Source organism: Pseudolabrys sp., assembly GCF_035943735.1.
In the GTDB taxonomy this organism is placed as follows: Bacteria; Pseudomonadota; Alphaproteobacteria; order Rhizobiales; family Xanthobacteraceae; genus Pseudolabrys.
This window is the reverse complement of sequence record NZ_DASZBV010000011.1, coordinates 57,797-84,291: the sequence shown is the minus strand read 5'-3', so window position 1 is coordinate 84,291 and position 26,495 is coordinate 57,797. Positions and strand designations below refer to the sequence as shown.

Genomic DNA, 26,495 nt, shown 5'->3' with positions numbered 1-26,495 from the left:
CGCCACCATGAACCTCGACTACGATCCGGACCCGGATCTCGACGGCGCGCGCTTCCCGCCGATGGTCTGGCCGGCGAAGACCGACGCCGACGCCGCCTACGCACGCTTTGCCGAATTCGGGCTCAAGAAGCCCGATACGGCAAAGTAGTCGACGGGCGTCATGAGCAGCCTTCTGATCCGCCAACCGACCGTGTGCGATGACCGCATTTACGGTCCGGATTGGCGGCGCTGGCGCGATCCGGAGATTCCCGACCGGATCGAGCCGGTGTCCTGGCTGCTCGATCGCCACCACGGCACGCCGGTTGCGGACAAGACCGCGCTTTTGTGCGGCGATGATCGCATCACCTATGCCGACCTGCCCGTGCGCATCGATCGGTACGCGGCGGCTCTCGTTCGTGCCGGAATTGGACCGGAGACGCGGCTGCTGCTATTCGGCACCGACAGCCTCGATTATATCCTCGTCTGGCTGGCGGCCGTACGGTTGGGTGGAATTCCGATCGTCGTCTCGGATCTGTACAAGGCGAAGGATCTCGCCTACTTCCTCACCGACACGGCTGCGCCTGTCCTGTTCATCGATGCCGAGCAGACACCAAAGCTTGCCGAAACGGCTTCCAGCCTGCCGGCCTCGTTGAAAACGATATTGGTGCGCGGCGATGTCCCTGCCGAAGTCGCGGCGCTCGGAGATCGTCGCACCGTGCTGCAGCTCGCCGCCTTGACGAAAGAAGCCGGACCGGCCGCGACACCACATCAGCGGCATCGCAACGACATCACCTATATGTTTTACTCCGGTGGAACCACCGGAACGGCGAAAGGGATCACCCATCTCGCCCACGATTTCGTGCTGATCCCCGAACGCCACGGTCGGTTCTGGGACTACAAGACGGACGACGTCGTCTTCGCCACCTCGAAGAAGTACTTCACCCACGGGCTGTGGCCCGGCGTGCTCATCCCGCTGTATTGGGGCTGTACGATTATCCTCGAGCGCCGCCCGCCCACGGCGGATGTGGTGCTCGCGGTGTTGCGCGACCGCAGCGTCAGCAAGCTGATCACCGTCCCCACGGTGCTAAAGAACATCATGCAGCTCCTGGCACGCACCGGCGAGCCGGCCCGCCTGCCCGACCTCGAATTCGTCGTCGCAGCCTCCGAGAAAATGCCGCCGGAGATGTTCGAACGCTTCCACGAACTCACCGATATCGAACTCATGGATTCGATCGGCAGTTCGGAGATCACCTACGAGTGGATCGCCAACAGGCCGCGCGAGTTCAAGCGCGGCAGTCTGGGCAAGCCGGTCTTCGGCTATGAGATCCGGCTCGTCACCGCTGACGGCAAGGATGTCACTGAGCCGAACGTCGACGGCGAGGCCTGGGTGAAGAGCGCGACGTCCTGCTTCTTCTACTGGCGCAAATATCAGGAATCGCGAAACACCTTCATTGGCGAGTGGACGCGCACCGGCGATGTCCTCCGCTTCGACGACGATGGTTTCTTCTGGTTCAGCGGCCGCGGCAACGATCTGTTCAAGATCAAAGGCCTGTGGGTCTCTCCGCTCGAGATCGAGGCGGCCTTGACCGGCCATCCGGCCGTGCATGAGGCGGCGGTGGTCTCGTACGAGGATGAGGACGGTCTGACGCAGGCCCGGGCCTTCGTTGTACTGCGCGAAGGGTATAGCGAGACGCCGGATTTGACCGAAGAACTCCGGCAAAACGTCGCGCCGCTCGGCACATACAAGATTCCAGCGTCGATCCGCTTCATCGACCAGCTGCCGCGGACAACGTTGCTCAAGATCGATCGCCGGGCGTTGCGCGCCATAAACGAGCGAAGGACATGATGGCATATGTCGGATGATCGCGCAGATGACGCCGACGGCATCCGCGTGCTCAGCGCCGGCGCGGTCGAGTCCATCGTCGCCGCGCTCGCCTCTCGGTTCGAAGCGGAAAACGGCGTTCGGCTGCACATCAGCATTGCGCGCTCCCGGGTCGTGAAGCAGCGCGCAAGCGCCGGCACGGATGCCGATATCGTCATAACGACACAGGCCGCCATCGATGAGCTTCGCGCGGAACGCGTGGTGCTTGGCGACAGCGTCGCCACGCTTGCTCAATCGTCGATCGGGATTGCAATCAGAAGCGGCAGCGCTGCCCCCGACCTGCGGTCGACCGCCGACTTCACCCGTCTTCTTCGCAACGTGCGCTCGATCGCCTACGCCGATCCCGACACCGGTAGTCCGAGCGGACGGTATTTCACCGAACTGCTCGCCCGGCTCGGGCTGACGGATATGATCGCCGCCAAGGCCATCGTGATCGGCCCGGGCAAGAACGACACGGTCGTGGTGGCGGAGGCCGTCGCCGACGGGCGCGCCGAGATCGGCATTCAGCAGATCGCCGAAATCCTTCACGTGCCAGGCGTCGTGGTCGCCGGCCCGCTCCCGCCTGAATTGCAGACAGTCACCGCCTTCACCGCAGCCGTGACATCGACGGCGCGGTGTCCGGAGCAGGCCCGGCGCTTCATCCGGTTCGCAACATCGGACGCCGTTGCGCCGATCGTGACTGCCAATGGCATGGAAACGCCGTCGCATCAGAAGCCGACGCCAAAAGGGGAGACATCACAATGGCCGACCGACATCATCAGGTCTTGATCATCGGAGGCGGTGCCGCGGGCATCACCGTCTCCGCAATCCTGCACCGACGGGCATCGCATCTCGACATTGTGATCGTCGAGCCGTCGCAGGACCACTACTATCAGCCCGCCCTCACTTTGGTGGGCGCCGGTGCTTACCGCCTCGCCAAGACGCGGCGGCCGACGAGCGGCCTGATCCCGCCCGGCGTGCAGTGGGTCCGCGACTCCGCGCAGCGTTTCGAACCGGAAGCGAACCGCGTGGTCCTGAAGAGCGGCGACAACCTGACCTACGACTACCTAGTCGTCTGCACCGGCGTGAAGCTCGACTGGGACAAGGTCGCCGGCCTGGCAGAGACGCTCGGGACGAACGGCGTCTGCAGCAACTACTCACCTAACAGCGTCAACTACACCTGGGAGTGCGTGCAGAAGCTCAAGGCCGGCGACAAGGTCGTCTGCACCCAGCCACCGATGCCGTTCAAGTGTCCGGGCGCCCCGCAGAAGATCGCCTACCTGATCGCGGACCGCCTTCGCCGTCGCGGCATCCTCGACAAATGCAAGATCGACTTCTTCACGCATGCGCCGGCGATCTTCGGCGTGCCCTACTTCGCCCGCGCGCTGGTCAAGGTCGCCAACCGCTATGGCATCGGCGTGCACTATCAGCAGCAACTCGTGGCCGTGAACGGTAACGCCAGGACCGCAACGTTCGAGTTCGTCGGCGATCAGCGCAAGGGCGAGAAGGAGAGCGTTCCGTTCGATCTGCTCCACGTCACGCCGGCGCAGAGCCCGCACGACGAGATCAAATCGTCGCCTCTGGCCAACGCAGCGGGCTGGGTCGACGTCAATCAGGCGACGCTGCAGCATACGAAGTTTGCAAACGTCTACTCGCTCGGCGATGTCTGCTCGGCGCCCAACTCGAAGACGGCAGCGGCGGTGCGCAAGCAGGCGCCGGTGGTGGCGGCGGCGATCATCGCCCGTACGGCGGGAGAAGCGCCGAGCCGGGTCTATGACGGCTACGCGTCGTGCCCCCTGACGACCGGTCTCGATCGGGCGATCCTCGCCGAATTCGTCTACGGCGGCAAAGTCACCCCGACGCTGCCGCTCAACCCTTCGAAGGAGCGCTGGATCGGCTGGTGGATCAAGGTCACGGGTCTGCCGCTGCTTTACTGGCATTACATGCTGAAGGGTTTCGTGCTCTTTCCACGCCACGACACCGAGTTCAAGGAAGACAGCGCGGGCTGAACGGACGCCGTGCCACAAGCGCCGGCGATGGAAGCGCCGGAATATCGGCAGGGGTTGCGGGAATGGCCGGGGCGGCCCTACGTGCCGACGGTACGGATCCCTGCCGATCGTTGCCGCTGCGCTTGATGCCGCGCGGTTTTTGCGGGAGACCAGACATCATGCTTGACCTCGGTAACAGCTTCCTCGCCAGCGTCGAGCGCGATCCGAACGCGCTCGCTCTCGTCGACGGCGATGTGCGGATGACCTACACGCAATGGTACGAGCGGATCTCCGCCCTGATCGCCGGCTTCGACCGGCTTGGCCTCATGCCTGGCGATCACCTCGTCGCCGTGCTGCAGAACCGCTGGGAAGCCGCGACCCTGCATTGGGCTTGCCAGTTCGCCGGCATCGTCATCACGCCGATCAACTGGCGGTCGAAAGCCGACGAGATCGATTATTGCGTCGAGAATTCGGAGGCCAAGGCCGTCGTGTTCGAGGCGGCCTCTGCCGATGCGGCACGCGCCTCGGCGGAAGCGAACGGCCGCATCCGTGTGTCGCTGGACGCCACGCAAGGCGACGAAATCGAATTCGCCACCCTACTCGAGCGCAACGCCACCCCGGCCGTGCCGCGCGCCGGCGCGGACGCCTGGTCGGTGATGTTGTACACGTCCGGCACCACGGCCCGGCCGAAGGGCGTGCCGCGCCGCCAGCGTGCCGAACGTGCCGCGGCAATCGCCCATGTCGCGCAGAATCAATATGCCAGCGGCGAGCGCACCCTCGGCGTGATGCCGCTCTACCATACGATGGGCGTTCGATCGCTGCTGGCGATGTCGCTGATCGGCGGCGCATTCATCTGCCTGCGCCGGTTCGAAGCGGCCGCGGCGCTGAAGCTGATTGCGGCCGAGAAGATCACCAACCTCTACCTCGTCCCGACGCTGTATCACGACCTCATCCACAACGACGTCTTCGCCGGGACGGACGTTTCCTCGGTGCGCAAGCTCGGCTTCGCCGGCGCCTCGATGACCGATGGCCTGCTAAAAGAGCTTGCCGCCGCCTTCAAACCCGAGCTGTTCGTCAATCACTATGGCTCGTCGGAAATCTACACCTTCACCATCGATCAGAACGCCCCGGCAAAGCCAGGCTCGGCCGGGCGCGCGGGACTCAACCAGCGCATTCGCGTCGTCAAACTGAGCGCCACCGGTCCCGACGAGCGTGCGGCCGTCGGGGAGGAAGGCGAGATCATCGCCTATCTGGCCAGCGACGAAGCCTTCGAAGGTTATTGGCGCCGGCCGGATGCCAACACGAAAGCTCTGCGCCAGGGCTGGTACTTCACTGGCGACACCGGCTATGTCGATGCCGACGGCGATCTCTTCGTCACCGGCCGCGTCGATGACATGATCATCACCGGCGGCGAGAACGTCTCCCCCGTCGAGATCGAAAGCTGCCTCTCGCTGCATCCGGCCGTTTCGGAAGTCGCGGTGGTCGGCCTGCCGGACGACCGTTGGGGCAAGATCGTCGCCGCCTTCATCAAGCGCCGCAGCAGGGTCGACGACAACGACCTCGACCAGTTCTGCCGCACGTCGGGACTGGCGAACTTCAAGCGGCCGCGCCGCTACGTCTTCGTCAACGAGATTCCAAAATCGCCTGTCGGCAAGCTCCTGCGGCGCAAGCTGGTCGCCGGGGAATTCGAGGCCGAAGGCCAACAAGGAACAGCAGCATGAGCACGATGTCCTTTTCCGATCCGCGCCTCGCGAAGCTCAACGGTTTCTCCGTCGAACTGAACGAGGCGAAACAGCGCGCCGATATCGTCCTCAACCGGCCGCCGCTGAACGTGATCGAGATGCCGCAGCGCGATCAGCTGCGTCTGATATTCGAGGCCCTCGATGAAGACGAGCGCGTGCGCGTCATTGTGCTGCGCGCGGTCGGCGAGCATTTCTCGAGCGGCGGCAACATCAAGGGCTTCATGGAAGCCTCGCCCGAGCACGTCTCGAAGCTCGCATGGAACATCGCGGCGCCCGCACGGTGCGCCAAGCCGGTGATCGCCGTCAATCGCGGCTACTGCTTCGGCGTCGGGTTCGAGATATCGCTCGCGTGCGACTTCCGTATCGTCTCGGAGACCTGCCTCTACGCGCTGCCGGAGCAGAAGCTCGGCCAGATCCCCGGCTCGGGCGGCTCGGCGCGATTGCAGAAGATGGTCGGCATCACCCGCACCAAGGACATCGTGATGCGCTCGAAGCGCATTTCCGGCAAGCAGGCGCTCGACTGGGGCGTCGCCACCGAATGCGTGCCGGACGACAAGCTCGAAGCGGCCACCGACTCTCTGGTGGACGAACTGCTGACGTTCTCGCCGATCGCGCAACGCACGGCAAAGAAGCTGCTCAACGACACCGAGGATTCGACGCTGGCGATCGCCATCGAGCTGGAAGGCCACTGCTACAGCCGGCTGCGCCAGTCCGACGACTTCAAGGAAGGCGTCGAAGCCTTCCATGCCAAGCGTCCCGCCAAATTCAAGGGAAGCTGAATAGATCCGCCGCCGGCGGCGATACGCAAAAACCCGCAATCGATCTGCTGCAACAACGACAACCGTGGAGGACGACTATGGCGATAAGGAAAAACCTGCTGAATCTTCTGCCGGCCCTGCTGGCCGGCGCCCTATTGTTCAGCCCGACGGCCCGGGCGGCCGATTACCCGACCAAACCGATCGAGGTCATCGTGCCGTTTGCCGGCGGGAGCGCCAGCGACGTGGTCACGCGCATCATGCTCAACACAATGGCCAAATCGCTCGGCCAGAATTTCGTGGTGGAGAACAAGCCCGGCGCCGGCGGCAACATCGGCACGGCGATGGCGACGCGCGCTGCGCCGGACGGCTACACGCTGCTGATGAGCACCTCGGGCCCGCTGGCGGCGAACCGCACTCTGTTCAAAAACCTCGGCTACGATCCGCAGAAGGAGCTGGAGCCGATTTCTCTGTTCGCCACGCTGCCGAATGTGATCGTCATCAATTCGAAGCTGCCGCCGAAGAACCTCAAGGAATTCATCGCCTACGCGAAGGAGCATCCCGGGATCAACTATGGTTCGGTCGGCGTCGGCAGTTCGCAGCATCTGGCGGGCGTGTATTTCGAGCAGCTCACCGGCGTGAAACTGACGCACGTGCCGTATCGCAACATCGCCAACTACACGCCGGATTTCCTGGCCGGTCAGGTGCCGCTCGGCTTCCAGTTCCTGCCGAACGTGCTCGGCATGCTCAAGAACGGCGATGCCCGGCCGCTGGCGGTGACGACGCCGAAGCGGATGACGGCCCTCCCTGACGTGCCGACGGCTGAGGAAGCCGGCCTTCCCGGTTATCAGACCTACGGCTGGCTCGCTTTGCTCGCGCCGGCGGGAACGCCGAAGCCGATCGTCGACAGACTGTACAAGGCGTTGGCCGAAGCCGTGAAGGATCCGGACGTGCGCGCGCACTTCATCCAGCAAGGCGCCGAGCCGGCCGCGGGTGGTCCGCAGCAGTTGAAGGACTTCATCGCCTCGGAAACAGTGAAGTGGCGCGGCATCATCGAGAAGGCCGGCATCCCGAAGATGTAAGGCGACGAAAGCACGAGCATTCAGAAATGGAAGATCGCGTTCTCATTGCCGGCGCCGGCCCCGTTGGGCTGGCGGCGGCGACCAATCTGGTGCGTCACGGCGTGCCGGTCACCGTGCTCGAGGCCGGCGACGACCTGAGCACGGAATCGCGCGCCTCGACGTTCCACCCCATCACACTCGACATGCTCGACGACCTCGGCGTCGTGCGCCCGCTGATCGATCAGGGCCTCATCGCGCCCAAATTCCAGTTCCGTTCGCGAGCGGACGGCATTCTCGCAACCTTCGACTTCGCGGCCATCGCGGACGCGACGCGCCATCCCTACCGGCTGCAATGCGAGCAGTCGAAACTGACCCGCCTCCTGCTCGACCGGCTCGGCGGCGATCCGAATTTCCGCATCGAGTTCGGCAGTTCTGTCGAGGGCGTTGCCGCGACAGACGACGGCGCCGAGGTGACCATCAACCGCAACGGCGTCGGCGAGCGGCGCGACTATTCGTGGGTGATCGGCGCCGACGGGGCCCGCAGCAATGTCCGCCGTAGCCTCGGCATCGAGTTCGAGGGCTTCACCTGGCCGGAACGTTATCTGGTGGTCAGCACGCCGTTCGATTTCACCAAGGTGATCCCCGATCTCGTCTCGGTCAGCTACGTCGCTGATCCGGACCGGTGGTTCTTCCTGCTACAGATCCCGGGAATGTGGCGGGTCATGTTCCGCATCGCCGCGGACGAAAGCGACGAACTCGCGCTGTCCGACGCGTTCGCCCGGAAACTGATGGCCGGGATCGTGCCCGGCATCGATGCCTACGAGATCGTGCACACGACGCTCTACCGTGTGCATCAGCGCGTCGCTGGCACTTACCGCAAGGGCCGTGCCTTCCTCGCCGGCGACGCCGCGCATGTGAACAATCCGCTCGGCGGCATGGGCATGAACGGCGGCGTCCACGACGCCATGAACCTGACCGAACGGCTGATCGAGGTGTTGAGCGGAGGCAAGCCCGACGCGGAACTCGACCGATACGACCGGCAACGCCGCCTGATCACCAAGGCCTTCGTGCAGACGCAGTCGATCCAGAACAAGAAGAATCTGGAGAACCCCGCCGAATTCAAGGAACGCCTGCGCGCGATCGTCGCCAGCCCCGAGCAGACGCACGATTATCTGCTCGGCGTGTCGATGATCAAAAGCGTGCGGCAGGCCGCCGAGATGGGCTGAGCGAGCTCGTCGCGATCAGGCGCCGAGGAGCTTGACCAGGGTCTCCTTGGAATCGGCCTGCAGCACCGCAGCGAGATCGACACTCTCTTCGCCCGGCACGTGGATACGCTTGAACGCCGATGCGTCCTTGGTCAGCGGCACCGTCGCATCGAAGCCCAATTTGGCGCTGATCCCGTTGGCCGCCGAAGGATCGAGGCGGGAGCCTTGGGCGCCCGCCACCAGAACGAGATCACGGTCGGCCTGGAAGCGCGTCGCGACCGCCCATTCGATCTCGACGGAATCGCTGATGTCGACGTCGCGGTCGACGACCACGACCTGCTTCACGTCGTAGTGCCCGGCGAAGGCGCCCATGATGATGTTCTTCGGCTCGCCATCCGAGCGCTTGTCGATCTTGATCGCCAGGTGATAGCGGCAGGTGCCGCCGCGGGTCAGCCGCACGTCGAGCACGTTCGGGAAGCTGCGCTTGAGGTGCTGCAGCAACGTCGCCTCGCGCGGCACCGCGCCGAGGATGAGGTGTTCGTAGCCGCCGCCGGTGATGGTGTGGAAGATCGGGTTCTCGCGGTGCGTGATGGCGTCGACCGCGATCACCTCGCGTTCGGCGCGGTTGCCGTAATATTGCGGGAATTCGCCGAACGGCCCCTCGAGCTCGCGCACCTTGGGCAGGATGCGTCCCTCGATGACGATCTCGGCGTCGGCGGGCACGCGCACATTGTTGGTCTTGCACTTGACCACGTCGACCGGCCGCCCGAGCAGCGCGCCGGCGATCCCCATCTCGTCCTCGTCGAGCGCGGCGATCGCCTGCGAGGCGAGCAGATAGATCGGGTGCACGCCGACCACGAGCGCGATCTCGAGGCCGTCGCCGGCCTCCTCGGCCATGCGGTAATAGGCCTGCGTGTGGCGCGGTAGCAGCAGCACGCCGATACGGTCCGGCCCGCTCACCTGGCAGCGATGGATCGAGACGTTCTGCACGCCGGTGCGCGGATTGCGGGCGATCATGAGGCCCGCGGTGATGTAGGGGCCGCTGTCGAGCTCGTTGTGCACCGGGATCGGCAGGATTTTCGTGAGGTCCGGCTTGCGGTGCACCACCGCCTGCACCGGCGCGTCCGTCACTTCGACGCAGGGTAGCGGATGACGGGCCGCGTGCTCGAAGCGGCTGAGCAACTCGCGCTCCGGCACGCCGATGGCATCGGCCACCCAGCTGCGGTCGGCGAGCAGGTTGGCGACGACGGCAACCGCGTGCCCGTCCGGCTTCGGGAACAGCACGGCCTGCTCGCGCTCGAGGCGTTTTGCCACCGCGGCCAATTCATGACGGAGGGACAGGTTTTCGGTCGCCACCGCCAGCCGCCCCTCCCCCACCAATTGTGCGAGCCAGGCTCGCAGATCGCCTTTGGAGTTCGAGCCCGTTGCGATTACCGGCGCGCGCATTGTTCTTTCCTTATCCATCATCGTCTCGCGGCGAAACCGTAAGGCGCGGATATCATCATCACAAGGCCGTCCGCGATGTCGTTTGCAGCGACTCGCTGGACGCTGTCGCTGCTGCCAGGTCGCATATTCAGCCGTTGCGCACGGCTGGAGGCCGCAATCCAGAGCCGACCGTTATGCGATCCGGCGACACATTGCCCTTGAGCCGGCATCCGGGCCTCCTTATATTGTCTTTTTGAAGCCGCTCTTCGGCACGTGCCGAAAGGGGCTTTTTGCTTTTGTGGGGCAACTGATGTCCACGAACAAGACCGGCCATATCCGGCTGACGTCGCATCCCGGCCACCGCGCACCCGGCCGTTATCCGATCAAGTGGGGTGCGACGACTGCGCGCGAACGCGGCCCGATCGTGGGCACCGTCGCCAACCTCAGTGACCGCAACGTCATTGGTGCGCATGGCGGCTCCTACTCGCTCTATCGCGCGCTGGCCGTATCGTCCGGCGCGCTCAATCCGATCGTGCGGCCAGACCTCACCAATACCGCGCCGGTCGTCGACATCGGCCCCTTCCCGCGATGGAGCGAGGCCGGCCGTATCGTTTCGCTCGACCCGTGGGGCCATCGCGTGGCTCAGGACTTCGCTCGCGACATCGCCGAGGGCGTCGACGTTCGCCCGACGATCGCAGTCACAAAGGCGCGGCTGACGATCCCGGAATTCGCCGCCGCCGACTGGGGCGTGAAGGTTGACGGCGACATCGTGCGCGACGGCGGCGACATCGCCGTCACCAAGGCGGCGATCGATCCGGTCTGGTATCTGCCCGGCATCGCCGAGCGCTTCACGATCAACGAAGATAAGCTGCGCCGCACCCTGTTCGAGCAAACCGGCGGCATCTATCCGGAGCTTGTCACGCGGCCCGATTTGCAGGTGTTTCTGCCGCCGATCGGCGGGATCACTGTTTATATGTTCGGCGATCCGTCGACGATCAGCGATCCGAAACGGCAGCTGACCTGCCGCGTGCACGACGAATGCAACGGCTCCGACGTGTTCGGCTCCGATATCTGCACCTGCCGGCCTTATCTCGTCCACGGCATCGCCGAATGCGTAAGGCAGGCGCAGCAAGGCGGCGCGGGACTGATCGTCTACAATCGCAAGGAAGGCCGCGCGCTCGGCGAGGTCACCAAGTTCCTCGTCTACAATGCGCGCAAGCGGCAGGACGGCGGCGATCAGGCCGCCACTTATTTCGAGCGCACCGAGTGCGTCGCCGGCGTGCAGGACGCGCGCTTCCAACAGCTGATGCCGGACGTGCTGCACTGGCTCGGCATCTCGCGCATCGACCGCTTCGTCTCGATGTCGAACATGAAATACGATGCCATCGTCGAGAGCGGCATCGATATCGGCGAGCGCGTGCCGATTCCCGACGGACTCGTGCCGCCCGACGCGCAGGTGGAGATCGACGCGAAGAAAGCGGCCGGTTACTACACGCCAGATCAGGTGCCGGACGCCGACGAGTTGAAGGGCGTCGTCGGCCGCAACCTCGACGAGTTCTAACCATTCCGGCCGAACCGCATACGCTCGCAGGCGAGCGGGACCTGGCACTGTCGCTCCTGTCGGCAGGCGCGGTGCGGGAGCGCGCGCGGGAGATGCTGGCGCTCGGCCGTGCCGATGCGTTGCGCCATTTCCGTGTCGATGAGGCGAAGCTGGCGGCGACCGCCGATTATGTCACAGCCGTCATCCGCACCAACTATCCCGACTTGCTCGTGCCGCTGCACGCGCGCTGGCGCCATTTCGTGTTCGGCGGCTGCGATCTGTGGGCGCAGATCGCGGCAAAGGCGACATGGCGCGATGTGGCGGCACGGGCGCGCGCCGAGTTCGACCTCGCCATCGTCTCGGTGCTGCTCGATGCCGGTGCTGGTCCCGACTGGCGTTATAAGGACGCCGCGACCGGCCTGAGCATCGGCCGCTCGGAAGGCCTGGCGCTGGCCAGCCTGCGCATGTTCGCGGCCGGCCTGTTCTCCACCGATGCGCGCGATCCACTGCGCGCCGATGCCGAGCGCTTGATGACGTTGAGCGCCGGCGAACTGGCGCAAGGCCTCCAGGGCCGGCCGGACAATCCCCTCGCCGGCCTCGACGGCCGAGCCGCGCTGTTGCAGCGGCTTGGCCGCGCGCTGCACGATAAACCGGCAATCTTCGCATCGCACGACGCCGCACGCGCCGGCGGCCTCTTCGATCATCTGTTCGCGGCCACCCACGTCGGCACCCTGCCCGCGCGCGACATCCTGCGCGCAATACTCATCAACCTCGGCGGCATCTGGCAGAACCGCTTGACCCTCGCGGGCGTGTCGCTGGGCGACACTTGGCGGCATGCCGCCATCAAGCGCGACGACGCCACGAACGGCCTCGTGCCGCTGCACAAGCTCTCCCAATGGCTCAGCTATTCGCTGATCGAGCCGCTCCGGCGCGCGGGCGTGACTGTGACGGACGTCGACGGTCTCACCGGGCTGGCCGAATACCGCAACGGTGGCCTGTTCATCGACTCAGGCGTCCTGGTGCTGCGCAATCCCGACGCGGCGCGCGCGGCGATGCCTGTCGATTCCGAAGTCGTCGTTGAATGGCGCACGCTCACCATCGCGCTGCTCGACGCGTTGTTGCCGCTGGTACGCGCGCGCCTCGGCGTCACCGCAGGGAATTTCCCCCTCGGTTCGCTGCTCGAAGGCGGCACCTGGACCGCCGGGCGCAAGCTTGCCGCTGAGAAGCGCCCCGGCGGCGGCCCGCCGCTCACCGCCGTCAGCGACGGCACCGTGTTCTGATCATCGAAGAGGCTTGCCATGCAAGGCGTCACGGTCATCGATCATCCCCTCATCCAGCACAAGCTGACGCTGCTGCGCGACAAGACCCGCTCGACCAAGGTCTTCCGCGAGCTGTTCAACGAGATCGGCACGCTGCTCTGCTACGAGGTGACGCGCGACCTGCCGCTGGAGATGCGCGACATTGAAACACCGCTCGCATCGATGCAATCGCCCGTGCTCGCAGGCAAAAAACTGGTGCTGGCGCCGGTTGGCCGCGCCGGCAACGGCTTCCTCGACGGCATGCTCAACCTCCTGCCGTCAGCGCGCGTCGCCCACGTCGGCGTCTATCGCGATCCGCGCACACTGGTCGCGGTCGAATATTTCTTCAAGGCGCCGGATGACATGGCCGAGCGGTTGACTTTGGTGCTGCATCCGATGCTGGCCACCGGCAACTCGGCCGTCGCCGCCGTCGACCGGCTCAAGGAGACCGGCGCCAAGGCGATCCGGGTCGTCTGCCTGCTCGCGACGCCGCAAGCGATCGAGAACGTGCGCGGCCATCATCCCGACGTTCGCATCTGGACCGCAGCGATCGACCAGGAAATCTCCGAGACCGGCTATATCCGGCCCGGCCTCGGCGACGTCGGCGACCGCATGTACGGCACGCGCTAGGGCGTAACCCTCGTCTGTGCAGAGCGCTGGATCAGTTCCCACACCGCGCAGGGCGTCAGCGGCAGTTCGCGCGGCTCAACGGCGAAGCTCTTGAGAGCGGAGGCAACGGCGTTCGCCAGGACGCCGCCGACTGGGATGATGCCACCCTCGCCCGCCCCCTTCGCGCCCAGCGGATTGTTCGGCGACGGGTACTGCTCCAGCGACATGGCGCGGATGTGCGGATACTCACAGGCGATCGGCACAAGATAGTCGGCGAGCGAGCCAACCAGCAGTTGTCCGTCCTCACTGTATTTCAAATGCTCGCTGAAGACAGTGCCGAGGCCCTGCACGATGGCGCCGGTGATCTGCCCGTGCAGCGTTTCGGGGTTGATGATGCGGCCTACATCGTCGACGACGACGTAGTCGAGGACGGCGACCGAGCCGGACGCAGGATCGACTGCGACGTGCGCCGCCGCCGCGCCGTAGGTGTAGGTCTGCTTCGAATTTTCGAAGCTCGAGTCGACCCACAACCCCGCCTCAGCCGCCACCTGCCCCAGCGACACCGAACGACCGTCCACCGTTCGGGCGACGCCGTCCGTGATCGTGATCTCATCAGCTGCAACAGAAAGCCAGTGTGCTGCCGCCGCGCCGAGAGCGCCAAGGAAGGCCTTCGCCGCAACGACGATGGCGGAGCCGCCCATCACCGTGCCGCGCGACCCATACGATCCGAAGCCGTCACGCAAATAGCTCGTCGAGCCATGCATCACGGTGACGCGCTCCATCGGCAAGCCAAGAGCGTCGGCGGCGATCTGCGCCATGATCGTCTCGACGCCCTGGCCGATCGCCGACGAGCCGACGTAGACGTCCACGCCTCCGTCGAGGCGGCCGACCATCCGAGCGTGTTCGCGCGGACCGGAGCCGCCGCCTTCAATGAAACAGCCGATGGCGACGCCCTGGTAGCGCCCGTCGATCAATTGACCGACGAGGCCGCGCTTGTCGTACCAGCCGAATTCTTCGGCGCAGCGATCGAGCGTCACGCGATAGTCGCCGCTGTCGCAGGCCGTTGCTCCGAACCCGTCGTCCGGCAGCACCGACGGCAGGACGTAAGGCATGTCGTCGGCGATCAGGACGTTGCGTCGCCGGATCTCGATCCGGTCGAGTCCAAGATCGGCGGCGGCCATGTCGAGCATCCGCTCGCAAAAGAAGCAGCCTTCGAAGCGGCCCGGTCCGCGATAAGTCCCAGCCGGCGTCTTATTGGTAAGGACGGCCCGGGCCTCCAACTGGATGTTGGCCACCCGGTACGGCCCGGCCAGGAACTGAACGACGTTGCGCACCGGCGTCATTCCATTCGGACGCACATAGGCGCCGATATCGACGTCGATCGTCCCGCGCACGCCGAGGATGTCACCCGTCAAATTGCAGGCGATTTCGATGTCGGCCGTCATCTCGCGCGCATGCGCGATCGTCATCAGGTGCTCGCGGCGATCCTCGATCCATTTGACCGGATGCCCGAAGGCACGCGCGGCGTGCGCGACGAGAAAGTCCTCGGGATAGAACTCGCCCCGCGCACCGAACCCGCCACCGACATCCAGCTCAAGGTAGTCGACCGCGGTCTCGTCAAGGCCCATCATCCGCGCCAAAGCGCGCCGGTTGAAGAATGGTAGTTTCGCCGCGCCATACACGGCGATCCGCTGCGCCGCGGCGTTCCACTCGGCCAGAAGGCCGCGCGTTTCCATCGGCAGAGCGGTCACGCGCTGCACCTTGAAGGTTTCGCGACGAACGTAAGGCGCGTTGCGAAATGCGGCATCCGCGTCGCCAACGCGCGCCGTAAAAGCCGATGCGACGTTCGACTGAGTGTCGCCAAACAGGCGAACGTCGCCCGTCCGCGACGCTTCCGCATCCACCACCGGGGGCAGCGCCTCGATATCCAGCTCAATCAGCTGCAGGGCGTCTTCCGCAATCTCTGGCGTGTCGGCGAGCACGATCGCCACCGGCTCGCCAACATAGCGGACCTTGTCGAGCGCAATGACCGGCTGGGCGAACGGAGCTATGGTCGGATTAGGCCGGCGAAACGGAATTGTTGGAATTGGCCCCGCGACGTCGCGGCCAGTCAGGACAGCGTGCACGCCCTTCGTTCTCAAGGCTGGCGCAGCATCGATCCGGCGGATAACCCCGTGCGCAATCTGGCTGCGCAGAAACGCCGCGTGCCACTGCCCGGGCCTTTGGAAATCGGCGATATAAGTCCCTTGCCCGCGCAGGAAGCGGCGATCTTCGACCCGCTCTACCGGGCTTCCGACGTAGACATTGGTCCGCTTGCCGTGGTCGGTCATGACGATACGTGTTGATCAGCGACCACGGATGTTCCGGGGGCGACAGTCCCTATTTCGGCAACAGCGCGCCGAACTTGCCGCGCACCAGCGCCTCAACTTCCTCGCTCGCGCGCACGACGATCGGGAACGTATCGCGGCGGCCGAAGGGCTTGCAGGCGTCGATCACGACCCGCGCATTACGCGGATCGCGCTCGGAATAGGCCATCGGGTCGAGCGCCGACGACCAGCAGCCGCGCAACAGCTCCATGTCTTCGCGTGGGTCGAAGCGCGTGCACATCGCCCACACCACCTTGTCCATGTCGGCGGGGTCGATGTCGTCATCCACGACGACGACGAAGCGATTGACGTAGGCGCCGGCGTGACATTGAGAGGCGATCAGGCCGGCCTGCTTGGCGTGGCCGCCATATTGCTGCTTGATCGCCACCGTCAGCCAGAGCCGGCTGCCGCCCGCCGCGTGCGACCACACGCCCTTCACCTCTGGCACACCGGCCGCTTCCAGCTGGTTCCAGACGGCGCCGGAACGATAGGAGCCGCGATAGAAGGAATCGTCGTCAGGCGGAATGCCCGGAATGGCGCCGAGCAGGATCGGATCGTTGCGATACATCATCGTCTCGACGCGGATCACCGGCTCCTTTTTCAGACCGCCAGCGTAATATCCGGTCCATTCGCCGAGCGGCCCCTCGTCGATCTTGTCGTTCGGATGGATGAAGCCTTCGAACGCGATCTCGGCATAGGCGGGGATCGGCAGCCCGGTCTTCGGGCCGCGGATCACTTGCACCGGCTCACCGATCAGTCCTCCAGCGGCATCGTATTCGTTCTTGCCGTGCGGAATTTCCAGTCCGGCGATCATGAACAAGGCCGGATGCATGCCGCACACGACGGCGACCGGACAGGGCTGGCCGCGCTCATGGTATTTGCGCTGAATCATATCGCCGTGCTTGCCCTTCGAGCACATCACGGTGGCGACATTCTTGTCGTGCGCCTGCACACGATAGGCGCCGTAATTGATCCAGCCGGTGTCGGGATCGCGCATGATGACCATGTCGCCGGTGCCGATGTAGTAACCGCCGTCGTGCTCGTGCCAGCGCGGCACCGGGATCCTGAACAGGTCGATGTCCTGCCCGGTGGCGACATTGTCCATCACCGGGCCGCTCGTGACTTCGACGGGGGCAATGGTCTTCGCCTCCTTCATGTAGCGGCGCCAGTGCTGGACGAGATCGATCTCGCTGGCGTCGGGGGAATTGCCGACCGTCATGTTGATGCGGCGCACCGAGGTCAAGAGGTTCGCCAGGATGCGATGGCCTTTGGGAAAGCCCGGGATCTCGTCGAACAGCACCAGCGGGTTGCCGATCTTGCGCTGGAAGATATCGACGATGCCGCCGATCTCGCGCTCGCGCTCGGCGCCGGTCACGTGCGTGACTTCGCCCGCCGCCTCCATCATCGCCAGCCAGGCGCGCAGGTCCTGCTTGGCGGATGTCGCCGCATTCGCGGCGGCAAGGCTCGTGTTCAGGCCCATAAGGACTCCATTTCAGAACCGGCGCCCGCAGCGCGCTCGCTCGACGTCAGGCCCGGCTAGCGCTGCTGGATCTTCGCGTCGTGGATGACTTTAGCCCACTTTGCGACTTCCTGCTTGATCCGCGCTTCCGATTCAGCCGGGTTGGTGTGCATCGGGTGGAAGCCGAGCGAGTCGAAGCGCGCGACGATATCCTGCTCCTGCACGATCTTTTCGATCGTCCGGTAGACCGAAGTCACGATGTCCGGCGGCGTGCCGGCCGGGAACATCACGAACAGAAGCGTCTCGGCCTCCTGCCCGGGTGCGCCGGCCTCCGCCATCGTCGGCACGTCGGGCAGCGCCCCGACACGCGTCGGGCTGGTCACCGCCAGCGCGCGCAGCGCGCTGCCCTTTACCAGCGGCACGGCGGCCGGCAGGCTGGAGAAGGCAAGCCGCGTGTGGCCGCCGACGGTCGACTCGAGCGCCGGCCCCGCACCCGAGAACGGCACGTGCACAATGTCGAGACCGAACGACAGGCGGAACAGCTCGCCCGACAGATGCGGCGTCGTGCCGGTGCCCGGCGATGCAAAATTGTAGGTCTCCGGATGCGCCTTGATCGCGGCGATCAGTTCCTTGACGGTCTTGGCCTGCTCGCTCGGATTGACGACGAGGATGTTCGGTGACGCCGCTGCGATCGTGACCGGCGCGAAGCTCTTGTACGGGTCGTAGGGGATCGTCTTGTGCAGGCTCGGGTTCACAACGAAGCTCGAGCTGGTCATCAGCAAGGTGTAGCCGTCCGCCCGTGATGCGGCCGCTTTGGCGACGCCGATGTTGCCGCCGGCGCCGCCGACGTTCTCGATATAGAAATTCTGGCCGAACGTTTGCGAAAGCTTCTGCGACAGGAGGCGGCCCATGATGTCGACGACGCCGCCCGGGGCAAAGGGCACGATCACCCTCACCGGTCTGGTGGGATAGCCGGCGCTCGTTTGCGCGTGCGCCACAGAAGGCACTGCAAGACCGATCAGGATCGCGAGCGAAGGAGCAAGCACTGCCGCCTTGAACAAGCGGGTCAACAACCTGGTCACGACCGCCTCACTTTCTCACCGGCATCGTCACGTCATGCGAGGATGCTATTTATGGCACAAGTCGTTCTTTTTTGTCCACGCACAAACGATGTCGCGTCCACGCACGCCGATGCGGTATCCTGCTCGCGACGCCGCATTAACAGGCGCACAAGCTGCACATGTGCATGTGGCAGGGCATAGACCTGCCCGTGGTCGGTGCACAGTGAGGATACTTTTTTGGCTTTTTGCACACTTACTGGTACGCTTCGTGCCATACCCCGCTTTTGGCGGGCATAGGCAATCCATGCGTGCTCCGGCCCATTCATCGGCTCTTCGACGTCGCGGCGCGCGTGCTCGCGCACTGCGTTCGTGCTGGTGCACGGCTTGCATCGCGGGTTCGACCTGCAAGTCGCCCGCGACCACGGCCGCATGATCCTGCCGCCGCATGACGATTTGCCACCAGAGACGTCCGTCGCAGCCTGCTGCGCCAATGCCCATGGAGCATGCCAATGAAGTTGACGCGCCGCCGTTTTGTCGCCCTGTCCGGAGCGGCAATCTCGCTGCCCTTTACGGGCCTCGCCCGCGCCGCCACCTATCCGTCACGGCCGGTGCGCATTCTCGTCGGCTACAGCGCCGGCGGCGTGAGCGACATCCTGGCGCGGCTGCTGGCGCAAAAGCTGTCGGAGCGGTTCAACCAGACATTCGTGGTCGACAACCGTCCGGGCGCGGCCAGCAACGTCGCCGCGAGCACCCTCATCCACGCCGCGCCCGACGGCTACACGCTGCTCCTCGCCGGCATCTCCAACGCCATCAACGTTTCGCTGTACCAGAAGCTCGATTTCGACTTCGTGCACGACGTGGCGCCGATCAGTCTCATCAGCCGCAGCCCGCTCGTCATGGTGGTGCGGCCGGACTTCCCGGCGAACACCGTTCCCGAATTCATCGCCTATGCCAAGGCGCATGCGGGCAAGCTGAACATGGGCTCTCCCGGCACCGGCGGCTCCAGCCATGTCGGCGGCGAACTCTTCCAGATGCTCGCCGGCATCAAGATGGTGCACGTCGCCTATCGCGGTTCACCGCCGGCGCTGTCCGACCTGATGGCCGGACGCATCGACGTGATGTTCGACAATATCGCGTCCTCCATCTCGCTCATCCAGTCGGGCAAGTTGCGCGCGCTCGCCGTCAGCTCGCGCGCCGCGGCGCTGCCCGACGCACCGTTGATCAGCCAATTCCTTCCGGGCTACGAGGCCTATGTCTGGAACGGCATCGTGGCGCCGAAGAATTGCCCGCCCGAAATCGTTGCCAAGCTGAACGGCGAGATCAAAGAGGTCGTGAACGACCCGGCCTACAAGGCGCAACTCGTTAAACTCGGCAATACGCCGGATTTCGATTCGCCCGACGACTTCGCCAGGCTGATCGCCGCCGACAGCGCGAAGTGGGCGAAGGTCATCAGCTATACCGGGATCAAGCCGGAATGATCGACGAGACGCCGCAAGCGGCGCTGGCAGCCGCCAACCGCATACTGGCGCACGAGAACGTGCTCGATGCCTTCGGCCATGTCAGCGTGCGGCATCCGGAAAAGCCGGATCATTTCTATCTCTCTCGCTCGCTGGCGCCCGAACTCGTAAAGGACGACGACATCGTCGAGTTCGACCTGACGTCACAGCCGGTCGGACCTTGCGACGTGCCGCTGTACTCCGAACGCGTCATACACGGCGCGATCTACCGTGCGCGCCCGGACGTCAACGCAATCTGCCATCACCACGCTGCTGCGGTCCTGCCGTTCTGTCTCGCCCACGACCTACGGCTCCGCGTCGTGACACAGCTGGGCGCCACCATGGGGTCGGACATCCCCATGTGGGACCAGCGCGACAAGTTCGGCGCCACCAACCACTTGGTGACGCGCGCGGAGGAAGCGGCGTCCCTCGCCGGCTGTCTCGGCTCCCATTCCATGGTGCTGATGAAGCGTCATGGCGCGACCGTTGTGGGAAAGGACCTGCGCGAGCTCGCCTTCCGGTCGATCTACAGCTGCCGCGACGCCGAGCTGCAATTGCGCGCTCTGGCGCATGGACCGATCGACGTCTTCACGCCGGACGAGATCGCGCTGGCCGGCAAATTTCCGGAAGCCACCCTGTCGCGGGCGTGGGCCTTGTGGCGGTCGCGGCTTGGCTGAGTGAACGATCTCCCTCGGGGCGTCAGCTACTGACAGCGCCCAAGGCAAGAGAGACCCGCCCGCCTTTTCGGAACCGGTGCCGCGCTTGCGCCGCGTAATCTTTTCTGCCTAATTACCGAAAGTGTTGCAGGATTGGGACGCTCCCGTCCCCGCCGACATTGGTCTGGCCCGCCCCTGCGTCGCGCGTTCCGACCCTCGGTGATGGCCAAAAAGTGTAAGGATTTCATGCGCGCAGCCTTTGTCCGTCAACATGGAAGCCCGGAAACCCTATCGCTCGAGAGCGTCCCGGATCCGGTTCCAGGTCCCGGCGAGGTGCTCGTCCGGATCGAGGCGGTCGCCGCCAACTTCGTCGACCTGCTGGTGATCGAGGGTGGCTATCAGTTTCTGCCCAAGCTTCCGTTCATCCCCGGCAAGTTACCCTCCGGCTCGGTCATCTCGGTCGGCGCGGACGTGAAAGACCTGAACGTCGGCGACAGGGTGCAAACTTTGGCCGAACAGGGCGGCTACGCGACCCACATCGCCGTGCCGGCAAAGGACTGCATCCGCCTGCCCGACTCGATGAGCTTCGCCGACGCGGCGGCAATGGGGCTTGCCTACGACACCGCCTGGTTCGCGCTGTGCGAGCGCGCCCGCGCGAAGGCCGGCGAGACCATGCTGGTGCTCGGCGCCAGCGGCGGCGTCGGGCTCGCCGCCATCCAGCTCGGCAAGGCCTACGGTCTGAAGGTGCTCGCCGGCATCAGCAACGAGGATAAGCGCGCGCTGGTGCTCGAAGCCGGCGCCGACGGCGTGGTAAACTTGGCCGCGCCCGAGCTGCGCGAGTCGCTGCGCCAGCAGGTCTACGACCAGACCGAAAAGCGCGGCGCCGACGTCATCCTCGACATGCTGGGCGGAGACTTCTTCGATGCGGCGATCCGGGCGGTGGCGTGGTGCGGGCGTGTGGTCGTCATCGGCTTCGCCGCCGGCCGCATTCCGACGCTCAAGATCAATTACGTGATGCTGAAGAACATGGAGGTCAGCGGGCTTCAGGTCAGCGACTACCGCAAGCGCAAGCCCGACCTGATGCGCCACTGTTACGCCGAAATCTTCCGTCTGTTCGAGGAGAAGAAGCTGCACGCGCCTCCGACCACGACCTTCCCGCTCGACTCCGTGCGCGACGCCTTGCGTCAGCTGCGCAACCGGCAGGTCTCCGGGCGCATCGTGTTGCTGCCGTCCGAGACACCGAACGTCGCGGCACAGCCCGCGGCGTGAGCCGTGCCGAACCCTGGAGCAAAGGCAAATGGCCCTGCAATATGACGAGATCGGACAGCGCCTGCGGGCTTTCCGGCTGGCGTCCGGACTGAGCGCCGACGAGGTCGCCGACCGGCTCGGCATCTCGCGGACCGCGCTGTACCGCTTCGAGAAGGGCGAGCTGGCGAAGATCGAGACGCTCGAGCGGCTCTCGGAGCTCTTGAACGTCTCGCTGCCGACCCTGCTCGGCGTCGGCATCGAGTACATCCCCTCGGCGGTCGCCTATTTCGAGCGCATCCGGCAGCTCGAGGAGACGGCCGAGCACATCGTCGTGCTGTCCGGCCCCATTTCCTTCCTGCTCGGCTCCAACAATTTCGAGATGGCGCTCGACCAGGTGCTGCGCGAGAGCATTCCCGACGACCTGTCCAATCGCGCCAAGGCGCTGGCCGACGTCGAGAAGATCATGGAGATCCTGCACGAGCGTAAACGCGCCTATCACGAGCGCAAGCCTCCGATCGTCAATCTCATTTCCGCCATGCAGATCGAGCCATTCCTCAACAACGGCCTGATCGGCCGCGTCACCTTGACCGAACGGCAAAAGGCGGTGCGCCGCGACATGGCGCGCGCCGAGGTCGAGCATTTCGCCTCGATCGCCGAAGAAGAGTCGATCGGCGTGCAGGTCGGCCTCGTCACCGACAGCCTGCCGCATATGGGCTTCCACATCTTCCGCCGCCGCTCGGGCGACGTCCTCACCATCAGCCCGTTCCGCCTCGGCGAGCGTCCCAACATCCGCGTCGGCGTCGCCATGGTGACGTCGGCGCCGGAAGCGCTGAGCCTGCACGAAGACGTCGTGAAGGAAGCGTGGCGCACGGCGATCAAGGGCCGCGAGGCGGCCGCCTATCTGCGCGGGCTCCTCGCCAAGGCGGAGGCCAACCAGCGTTCCCCCGGCACACGCTCTCTGGCCGGCGCCCGCAGCTGACTCCGACGATATTTGTTTGATGAAAGGCCGGGGTACGGCGTGAGCGAGCATTTGTATTTCGAGGATTTCCCGGTCGGCGCAACGCGCGAATTCTGCCGTTACGACCTGACGCGCGAGCAGATCGAAGCCTATGCCGCCGACTTCGACCCGCTGCTCGGCGCCCGCAAGGGCAAGGCCGGCGCACTCGCCGCCTCGCCGTGGCAACTGCCCGCGCTGCTGATGCGCTTGAACTACGATGGCTGGATGAACGAGGCGGCCGCGCGCGGCGCGCCAGGCGTCGACGAGGCCCGCTGGCTGCGGCCGCTGATTGCCGGCGAGATCGTGTCGGCGCGCTATACGGTGCGCAGCGCCCGCGTGTCGCGCTCGAAGCCGCATCTCGGGCTCGTCCAGTTCTTTTACGAACTGCTCGGCGACGATCGCACGCCGGTATTCTCGCAGCTCAATTCCGTGATGATCGAGCTGCGCGCGCCACAGCAGGCCGAGGCGGATGTTCGCGCGGATGGCGCCGTACGCAACAGCGACTCGAGCGCCTACCTCGGCGAAGGCGCGACAATCGCGCTCGGCACGGTCGATTTCCCGGCCGACCAGGTTATTGCCTTCGGGCATATCTACGATCCGCAGCCGTTCCATATCGATGCCGCCGCGGCGCAGGCTGGCCCGTTCGGGGCGCTGGCGGCCTCCGGCTGGCATACGGCGGCCGGCTGGGCGCGCGCTTATGCAACGAGCGTCGAGGCGGGAACGCCGGGCCTGCCCAGCCCCGGGCGGCTGCTGTGGTTGAAGCCGCTGCGCTGGCGCAAGCCGGTGTTCGCCGGCGACCGCATCGCCTTCGAATTCGCGCCAGGCCGCGTCGCGAAGTCCGCGGACGGCGATGGCGTGATGACGGCGATCGGCCGGGGCCGCGGCGCGAACGGCGCGGCAGTGTTCGAGTTCACGCTCGGGATGACGGTCTCAGACAATCGTGGCGCCGCAGCCGGGGTCGGCGCGTCACGGGCACTCTGAAGCGTGAGCAGTCTTTGGCTACCTCTCTCACTTGCTCCGGGTCGCACGCACGGCAACCTGAATTGTATGGCGCTTACGTCCCCGATCCGCTTTGCGGATCGAAGCTGACCCGGTCGCGACATCACGTCAGGGCCGCGTTTGACCCAATGTGGACATGCAATCACTACGATTTGAAATAAAACTTTAAACGTGCCGAAGCAACCGCTCGCGTACAAGTTGTTGCTGCGGGATATTCGATGCGCGCCTCTCTCTTGCAAAGAAGATGCCTTCAGCCAAGGAGCGAATACAGCAATGGGCGTTTCTGCGGGTGCTGCACTGACCGGGTTGCTCGCGCTTGTGCTTATCTTTGTGGCCTTGATCGGACTAATTTATATGATCTTGGGAATCCTCCCGTTGCCGCCGTCTGGCGATTCCCAGTTCGCTCCCTGTGATGAACCTTCTCCATCGACGCAAAACGACATTTCAACTCGGTATACTCCAACGAAATTCCTGAACCGGCTCCACATAGCGTTTTTCACGGGTGTAATCTGGTTCTTTCTTTGGGTGATGTTTACGCACGTTTTGCCCCGAAGTGATACGTGGCGACACAATATTGTCGCGCAAGCCTTCGGATACGCGACCGTTTCGGTTGCAGCCCTTGTCATCGTCGTTTGGTGCGCCGTCTGTCTTTGGAGGCGGTTCGTCCGTGGCAAAAGAACGCCCTGAGACGAAGACCCCGAGTCTCGGTCGAGGTCAGTTATTGGCCCTAACCGGGCCAAGCCTCCGAAAACGCGGGGTCTGCTCCCCCGAGGAGAGCGGGCCTGCCAAAGTAGTTGCCGGAAGCCCGAGCGGACCAGACGCGAACCTCTCGAAGGCATCACGCCCAGGCCTGCTCCAGCGCGCGAGGCAGCTAAGGCCACTCGCACTGTGAGCCGCGGTAGACGGTGACGGCCCCGCGTGAACCGAACGACGTGGTGAAGCGGATGCTTCGCGCGCGTTTGCGGGTTCTCACTCCGGTCCCGATGCGTTCACCGATCCGCCCCGGCGTTCGGTACGGTTGAACCGCAGTCGTTTCCGTCACCGCTTAAAATTTAGAGGCGGCGCTAACGAAGCGCCTGTCGCGCCGCCCTCGGGATTGCGCCTCAACCGCCGCCGACCACCACGGGGTTGTTGTGCTTGCGCATGGCCCAGCCGGTGAAGCGGCGCTCGATCATCACGAAGATCAGGTAGGTGATGATGCCCATGGCGGCGATCACCGACACGCCGGCAAACATCAGCGGCGTGCGAAATTGCGAGGCCGCCTGCACCATCAGGTAACCGATGCCGTCATTGGAGGCGAGCGTCTCCGAGATGACGGCGCCGACGAAGGCCAGCGTGATCGACACTTTCAGCGAGGCGAAGAAATAAGGCAGCGAGCGCGGAATGCCGACCTTGCGCAGGATGTCGAACTTGGTCGCGCCGAGCGAGCGCAGCACGTCCTCGAGCTCCGGCTCCGTCGTGGCGAGCCCGGTCGCGACGTTGACGGCGATGGGGAAGAACGAGAGCAGGAACGCCGTGGTGATCGCCGGCGGCTGGCCGATACCCATCCATAGCACCAGGATCGGCACGATCGCCGCCTTCGGGATCGAGTTGAGGCCGACGAGCAACGGATAAAGCCCGGCATAAGCGAGCCGCGACGTGCCGATGACGCTTCCCAGCACGAGACCGACCACGATGCCGATGCCGAAGCCGGCGATCGTATTCTCCAGCGTGAACAGCGCGCTGGCGAAGATCGGGTCGTGATACTCGAGCAGCGCCTCGTACACGTCGGTCGGCGCCGGCAGGATGAACTGCTGGATCGCCAGGACGCGCACCACGGCCTGCCACAGCAGCAGCGCGCCGCCGATAACGAGAAACGGCATGGCCCGCTCGAGCCTGCGGGTATCGACCGGAGACATCTAGCCGGCTCCTCGTGTGCTGGCCGTCGCCTTGCCGCCGCGCGCCTCGGCGATCTGGCCGCGGATGCGGTGCACGAGATCAACGAAGGCGGGATCGAAGGTGGTGTCCACCGTGCGCGGCCGCGGCAGGTCGACCCGATGCGTGGCGATGATGCGCCCGGGACGCGCGCTCATGACGAAGATGACGTCGGCGAGGTAAGCCGCCTCGCGCAGGTCATGAGTCACCAGGATGCAGGTGAAGCGCTGCTGCAGCCACAGCTCCTGCAGGATCGCCCACAGCTCCTCGCGCGTGAACGCATCGAGCGCGCCAAACGGCTCGTCGAGCATCAGCAGCTGCGGCGAATGCACCAGCGAGCGGCAGAGGTTCGCCCGCTGCTGCATGCCGCCGGACAGCATCCAGGGCTGTTGCTTCTCGAGCCCGCCGAGGCCGACGGACTCGAGCAGGCCGCGCGCCCGCTTTTCATATTCGGCGCGATTGCCGCGCAGCCGCTCGCGATGCGGCTGCACGATCTCGAGCGGCAACATGACGTTGTCGAGGATGTTGCGCCAAGGCAGCAGCGTCGAGTTCTGGAACGCCATGCCGACGATCTTGAGCGGGCCGTTGACATTCTTCGCCGCCACGTCGACGCGGCCGCCGGTCGGCGGCAGCAGTCCGGTGACCAGTTTCATCAACGAGGACTTGCCGCAGCCGGACGGTCCGACCACCGCGGCAAACTCGCCCTGCTTCACCTGCATGGTCAGGTCGGCGAGGGCCTGGGTCTCAGGCCCCGCGCCGTACCGCAGGGTCACGCCGGCGATGTCGACGAAGGCGCGCCCGGCGCCTGCGTCGTCCATCACCGCGGCGGTCGTGCG

21 protein-coding genes are annotated in these 26,495 nt (G+C 65.2%); 15 read left to right on the top strand and 6 right to left on the bottom strand.

Annotation, left to right across the window (positions count from 1 at the left end):
• The first annotated feature begins 265 nt into the window (after positions 1-265).
• The 7 genes from VGV41_RS06775 (at position 266) to VGV41_RS06745 (ending at position 8,612) form a co-directional block, all read left to right on the top strand.
• On the top strand, positions 266-1,825 hold the full coding sequence (locus VGV41_RS06775) for an AMP-binding protein (protein WP_326862995.1): 1,560 nt from the start codon (positions 266-268) through the stop codon (positions 1,823-1,825).
• Between the two features lie 6 nt (positions 1,826-1,831).
• On the top strand, positions 1,832-2,629 hold the full coding sequence (locus tag VGV41_RS06770; protein WP_326862994.1) for a substrate-binding domain-containing protein: 798 nt from the start codon (positions 1,832-1,834) through the stop codon (positions 2,627-2,629).
• Positions 2,602-3,849, top strand: coding sequence for an FAD/NAD(P)-binding oxidoreductase (locus tag VGV41_RS06765; RefSeq protein WP_326862993.1), 1,248 nt, complete (start codon positions 2,602-2,604; stop codon positions 3,847-3,849). The genes VGV41_RS06770 and VGV41_RS06765 overlap by 28 nt, the downstream gene beginning before the upstream one ends.
• 158 nt (positions 3,850-4,007) lie before the next feature.
• Positions 4,008-5,549, top strand: coding sequence for an AMP-binding protein (locus VGV41_RS06760; protein WP_326862992.1), 1,542 nt, complete (start codon positions 4,008-4,010; stop codon positions 5,547-5,549).
• Positions 5,546-6,349, top strand: coding sequence for an enoyl-CoA hydratase/isomerase family protein (locus VGV41_RS06755; RefSeq protein WP_326862990.1), 804 nt, complete (start codon positions 5,546-5,548; stop codon positions 6,347-6,349). Before VGV41_RS06760 ends, VGV41_RS06755 begins: the two co-directional genes overlap by 4 nt.
• Before the next feature lie 77 nt (positions 6,350-6,426).
• Positions 6,427-7,407, top strand: a complete 981-nt coding sequence (locus tag VGV41_RS06750) for a tripartite tricarboxylate transporter substrate binding protein (protein ID WP_326862989.1) — start codon at positions 6,427-6,429, stop codon at positions 7,405-7,407.
• Between the two features lie 26 nt (positions 7,408-7,433).
• The gene (locus VGV41_RS06745) at positions 7,434-8,612 is read left to right on the top strand and encodes an FAD-dependent oxidoreductase (RefSeq protein WP_326862988.1); all 1,179 of its coding nucleotides are present in this window, start codon (positions 7,434-7,436) and stop codon (positions 8,610-8,612) included.
• 15 nt (positions 8,613-8,627) lie between these two features.
• Here the strand turns inward: VGV41_RS06745 and VGV41_RS06740 are convergent, their stop codons facing one another.
• Entirely contained in the window at positions 8,628-10,037 is a 1,410-nt protein-coding gene (locus VGV41_RS06740; protein ID WP_326862987.1) for a UbiD family decarboxylase, read from the bottom strand.
• A 286-nt stretch (positions 10,038-10,323) separates the two neighbouring features.
• Here VGV41_RS06740 and VGV41_RS06735 point away from each other — a divergent pair, with 286 nt between their 5' ends.
• Genes VGV41_RS06735 through upp form a run of 3 tightly spaced genes read left to right on the top strand, consistent with a single transcriptional unit; the run spans position 10,324 to position 13,484 of the window.
• The gene (locus tag VGV41_RS06735) at positions 10,324-11,577 is read left to right on the top strand and encodes a GTP cyclohydrolase II (RefSeq protein WP_326863002.1); all 1,254 of its coding nucleotides are present in this window, start codon (positions 10,324-10,326) and stop codon (positions 11,575-11,577) included.
• A gap of 41 nt (positions 11,578-11,618) precedes the next feature.
• Complete coding sequence (locus VGV41_RS06730; RefSeq protein ID WP_414705069.1) at positions 11,619-12,836, top strand: URC4/urg3 family protein; 1,218 nt, start codon at positions 11,619-11,621, stop codon at positions 12,834-12,836.
• A gap of 18 nt (positions 12,837-12,854) precedes the next feature.
• Positions 12,855-13,484: a uracil phosphoribosyltransferase gene (upp, locus tag VGV41_RS06725; RefSeq protein ID WP_326862986.1), complete on the top strand. Its 630-nt coding sequence runs from the start codon at positions 12,855-12,857 to the stop codon at positions 13,482-13,484.
• Here the strand turns inward: upp and VGV41_RS06720 are convergent.
• Genes VGV41_RS06720 through VGV41_RS06710 form a run of 3 tightly spaced genes read right to left on the bottom strand, consistent with a single transcriptional unit; the run spans position 13,481 to position 18,370 of the window.
• Positions 13,481-15,793 (bottom strand): xanthine dehydrogenase family protein molybdopterin-binding subunit, encoded by a 2,313-nt coding sequence (locus tag VGV41_RS06720; RefSeq protein WP_326862984.1) that lies wholly within the window; start codon positions 15,791-15,793, stop codon positions 13,481-13,483. The two genes, upp and VGV41_RS06720, sit on opposite strands and share 4 nt — an antisense overlap.
• A gap of 49 nt (positions 15,794-15,842) precedes the next feature.
• A complete protein-coding gene (locus VGV41_RS06715) occupies positions 15,843-17,309 on the bottom strand; it encodes a UbiD family decarboxylase (RefSeq protein ID WP_326862983.1) in 1,467 nt (488 codons plus the stop codon).
• Between the two features lie 56 nt (positions 17,310-17,365).
• Positions 17,366-18,370: a tripartite tricarboxylate transporter substrate binding protein gene (locus tag VGV41_RS06710; protein WP_326862982.1), complete on the bottom strand. Its 1,005-nt coding sequence runs from the start codon at positions 18,368-18,370 to the stop codon at positions 17,366-17,368.
• A gap of 488 nt (positions 18,371-18,858) precedes the next feature.
• Between VGV41_RS06710 and VGV41_RS06705 the strand changes: the two genes are divergently transcribed.
• From VGV41_RS06705 to VGV41_RS06685, 5 genes are all read left to right on the top strand, one after another.
• Complete coding sequence (locus VGV41_RS06705; RefSeq protein WP_326862981.1) at positions 18,859-19,827, top strand: tripartite tricarboxylate transporter substrate binding protein; 969 nt, start codon at positions 18,859-18,861, stop codon at positions 19,825-19,827.
• On the top strand, positions 19,824-20,522 hold the full coding sequence (locus VGV41_RS06700) for a class II aldolase/adducin family protein (RefSeq protein ID WP_326862980.1): 699 nt from the start codon (positions 19,824-19,826) through the stop codon (positions 20,520-20,522). Before VGV41_RS06705 ends, VGV41_RS06700 begins: the two co-directional genes overlap by 4 nt.
• Positions 20,523-20,747: 225 nt before the next feature.
• Positions 20,748-21,770 carry an NADPH:quinone oxidoreductase family protein gene (locus VGV41_RS06695; protein WP_326862978.1) on the top strand — a complete coding sequence of 341 codons (1,023 nt, stop codon included), beginning with the start codon at positions 20,748-20,750 and terminating at the stop codon, positions 21,768-21,770.
• A gap of 28 nt (positions 21,771-21,798) precedes the next feature.
• Positions 21,799-22,728 carry a helix-turn-helix transcriptional regulator gene (locus VGV41_RS06690; RefSeq protein ID WP_326862976.1) on the top strand — a complete coding sequence of 310 codons (930 nt, stop codon included), beginning with the start codon at positions 21,799-21,801 and terminating at the stop codon, positions 22,726-22,728.
• A gap of 39 nt (positions 22,729-22,767) precedes the next feature.
• Complete coding sequence (locus VGV41_RS06685; RefSeq protein ID WP_326862975.1) at positions 22,768-23,727, top strand: MaoC/PaaZ C-terminal domain-containing protein; 960 nt, start codon at positions 22,768-22,770, stop codon at positions 23,725-23,727.
• Between the two features lie 1,121 nt (positions 23,728-24,848).
• Here VGV41_RS06685 and VGV41_RS06680 read toward each other — a convergent pair.
• Positions 24,849-25,643: an ABC transporter permease gene (locus tag VGV41_RS06680; RefSeq protein ID WP_326862974.1), complete on the bottom strand. Its 795-nt coding sequence runs from the start codon at positions 25,641-25,643 to the stop codon at positions 24,849-24,851.
• Positions 25,644-26,477: an ABC transporter ATP-binding protein gene (locus VGV41_RS06675; RefSeq protein WP_414705068.1), complete on the bottom strand. Its 834-nt coding sequence runs from the start codon at positions 26,475-26,477 to the stop codon at positions 25,644-25,646.
• Between the last annotated feature and the right edge of the window lie 18 nt (positions 26,478-26,495).

Coding starts and splice junctions, on each gene's coding strand:
- VGV41_RS06770 (WP_326862994.1), top strand. CDS start 1,832: ATGTCGGATGATCGCGCAGATGACGCCGACGGCATCCGCGTGCTCAGC.
- VGV41_RS06765 (WP_326862993.1), top strand. CDS start 2,602: ATGGCCGACCGACATCATCAGGTCTTGATCATCGGAGGCGGTGCCGCG.
- VGV41_RS06760 (WP_326862992.1), top strand. CDS start 4,008: ATGCTTGACCTCGGTAACAGCTTCCTCGCCAGCGTCGAGCGCGATCCG.
- VGV41_RS06755 (WP_326862990.1), top strand. CDS start 5,546: ATGAGCACGATGTCCTTTTCCGATCCGCGCCTCGCGAAGCTCAACGGT.
- VGV41_RS06750 (WP_326862989.1), top strand. CDS start 6,427: ATGGCGATAAGGAAAAACCTGCTGAATCTTCTGCCGGCCCTGCTGGCC.
- VGV41_RS06745 (WP_326862988.1), top strand. CDS start 7,434: ATGGAAGATCGCGTTCTCATTGCCGGCGCCGGCCCCGTTGGGCTGGCG.
- VGV41_RS06740 (WP_326862987.1), bottom strand. CDS start 10,037: ATGCGCGCGCCGGTAATCGCAACGGGCTCGAACTCCAAAGGCGATCTG.
- upp (WP_326862986.1), top strand. CDS start 12,855: ATGCAAGGCGTCACGGTCATCGATCATCCCCTCATCCAGCACAAGCTG.
- VGV41_RS06720 (WP_326862984.1), bottom strand. CDS start 15,793: ATGACCGACCACGGCAAGCGGACCAATGTCTACGTCGGAAGCCCGGTA.
- VGV41_RS06715 (WP_326862983.1), bottom strand. CDS start 17,309: ATGGGCCTGAACACGAGCCTTGCCGCCGCGAATGCGGCGACATCCGCC.
- VGV41_RS06705 (WP_326862981.1), top strand. CDS start 18,859: ATGAAGTTGACGCGCCGCCGTTTTGTCGCCCTGTCCGGAGCGGCAATC.
- VGV41_RS06700 (WP_326862980.1), top strand. CDS start 19,824: ATGATCGACGAGACGCCGCAAGCGGCGCTGGCAGCCGCCAACCGCATA.
- VGV41_RS06695 (WP_326862978.1), top strand. CDS start 20,748: ATGCGCGCAGCCTTTGTCCGTCAACATGGAAGCCCGGAAACCCTATCG.
- VGV41_RS06690 (WP_326862976.1), top strand. CDS start 21,799: ATGGCCCTGCAATATGACGAGATCGGACAGCGCCTGCGGGCTTTCCGG.
- VGV41_RS06680 (WP_326862974.1), bottom strand. CDS start 25,643: ATGTCTCCGGTCGATACCCGCAGGCTCGAGCGGGCCATGCCGTTTCTC.
- VGV41_RS06675 (WP_414705068.1), bottom strand. CDS start 26,477: ATGGACGACGCAGGCGCCGGGCGCGCCTTCGTCGACATCGCCGGCGTG.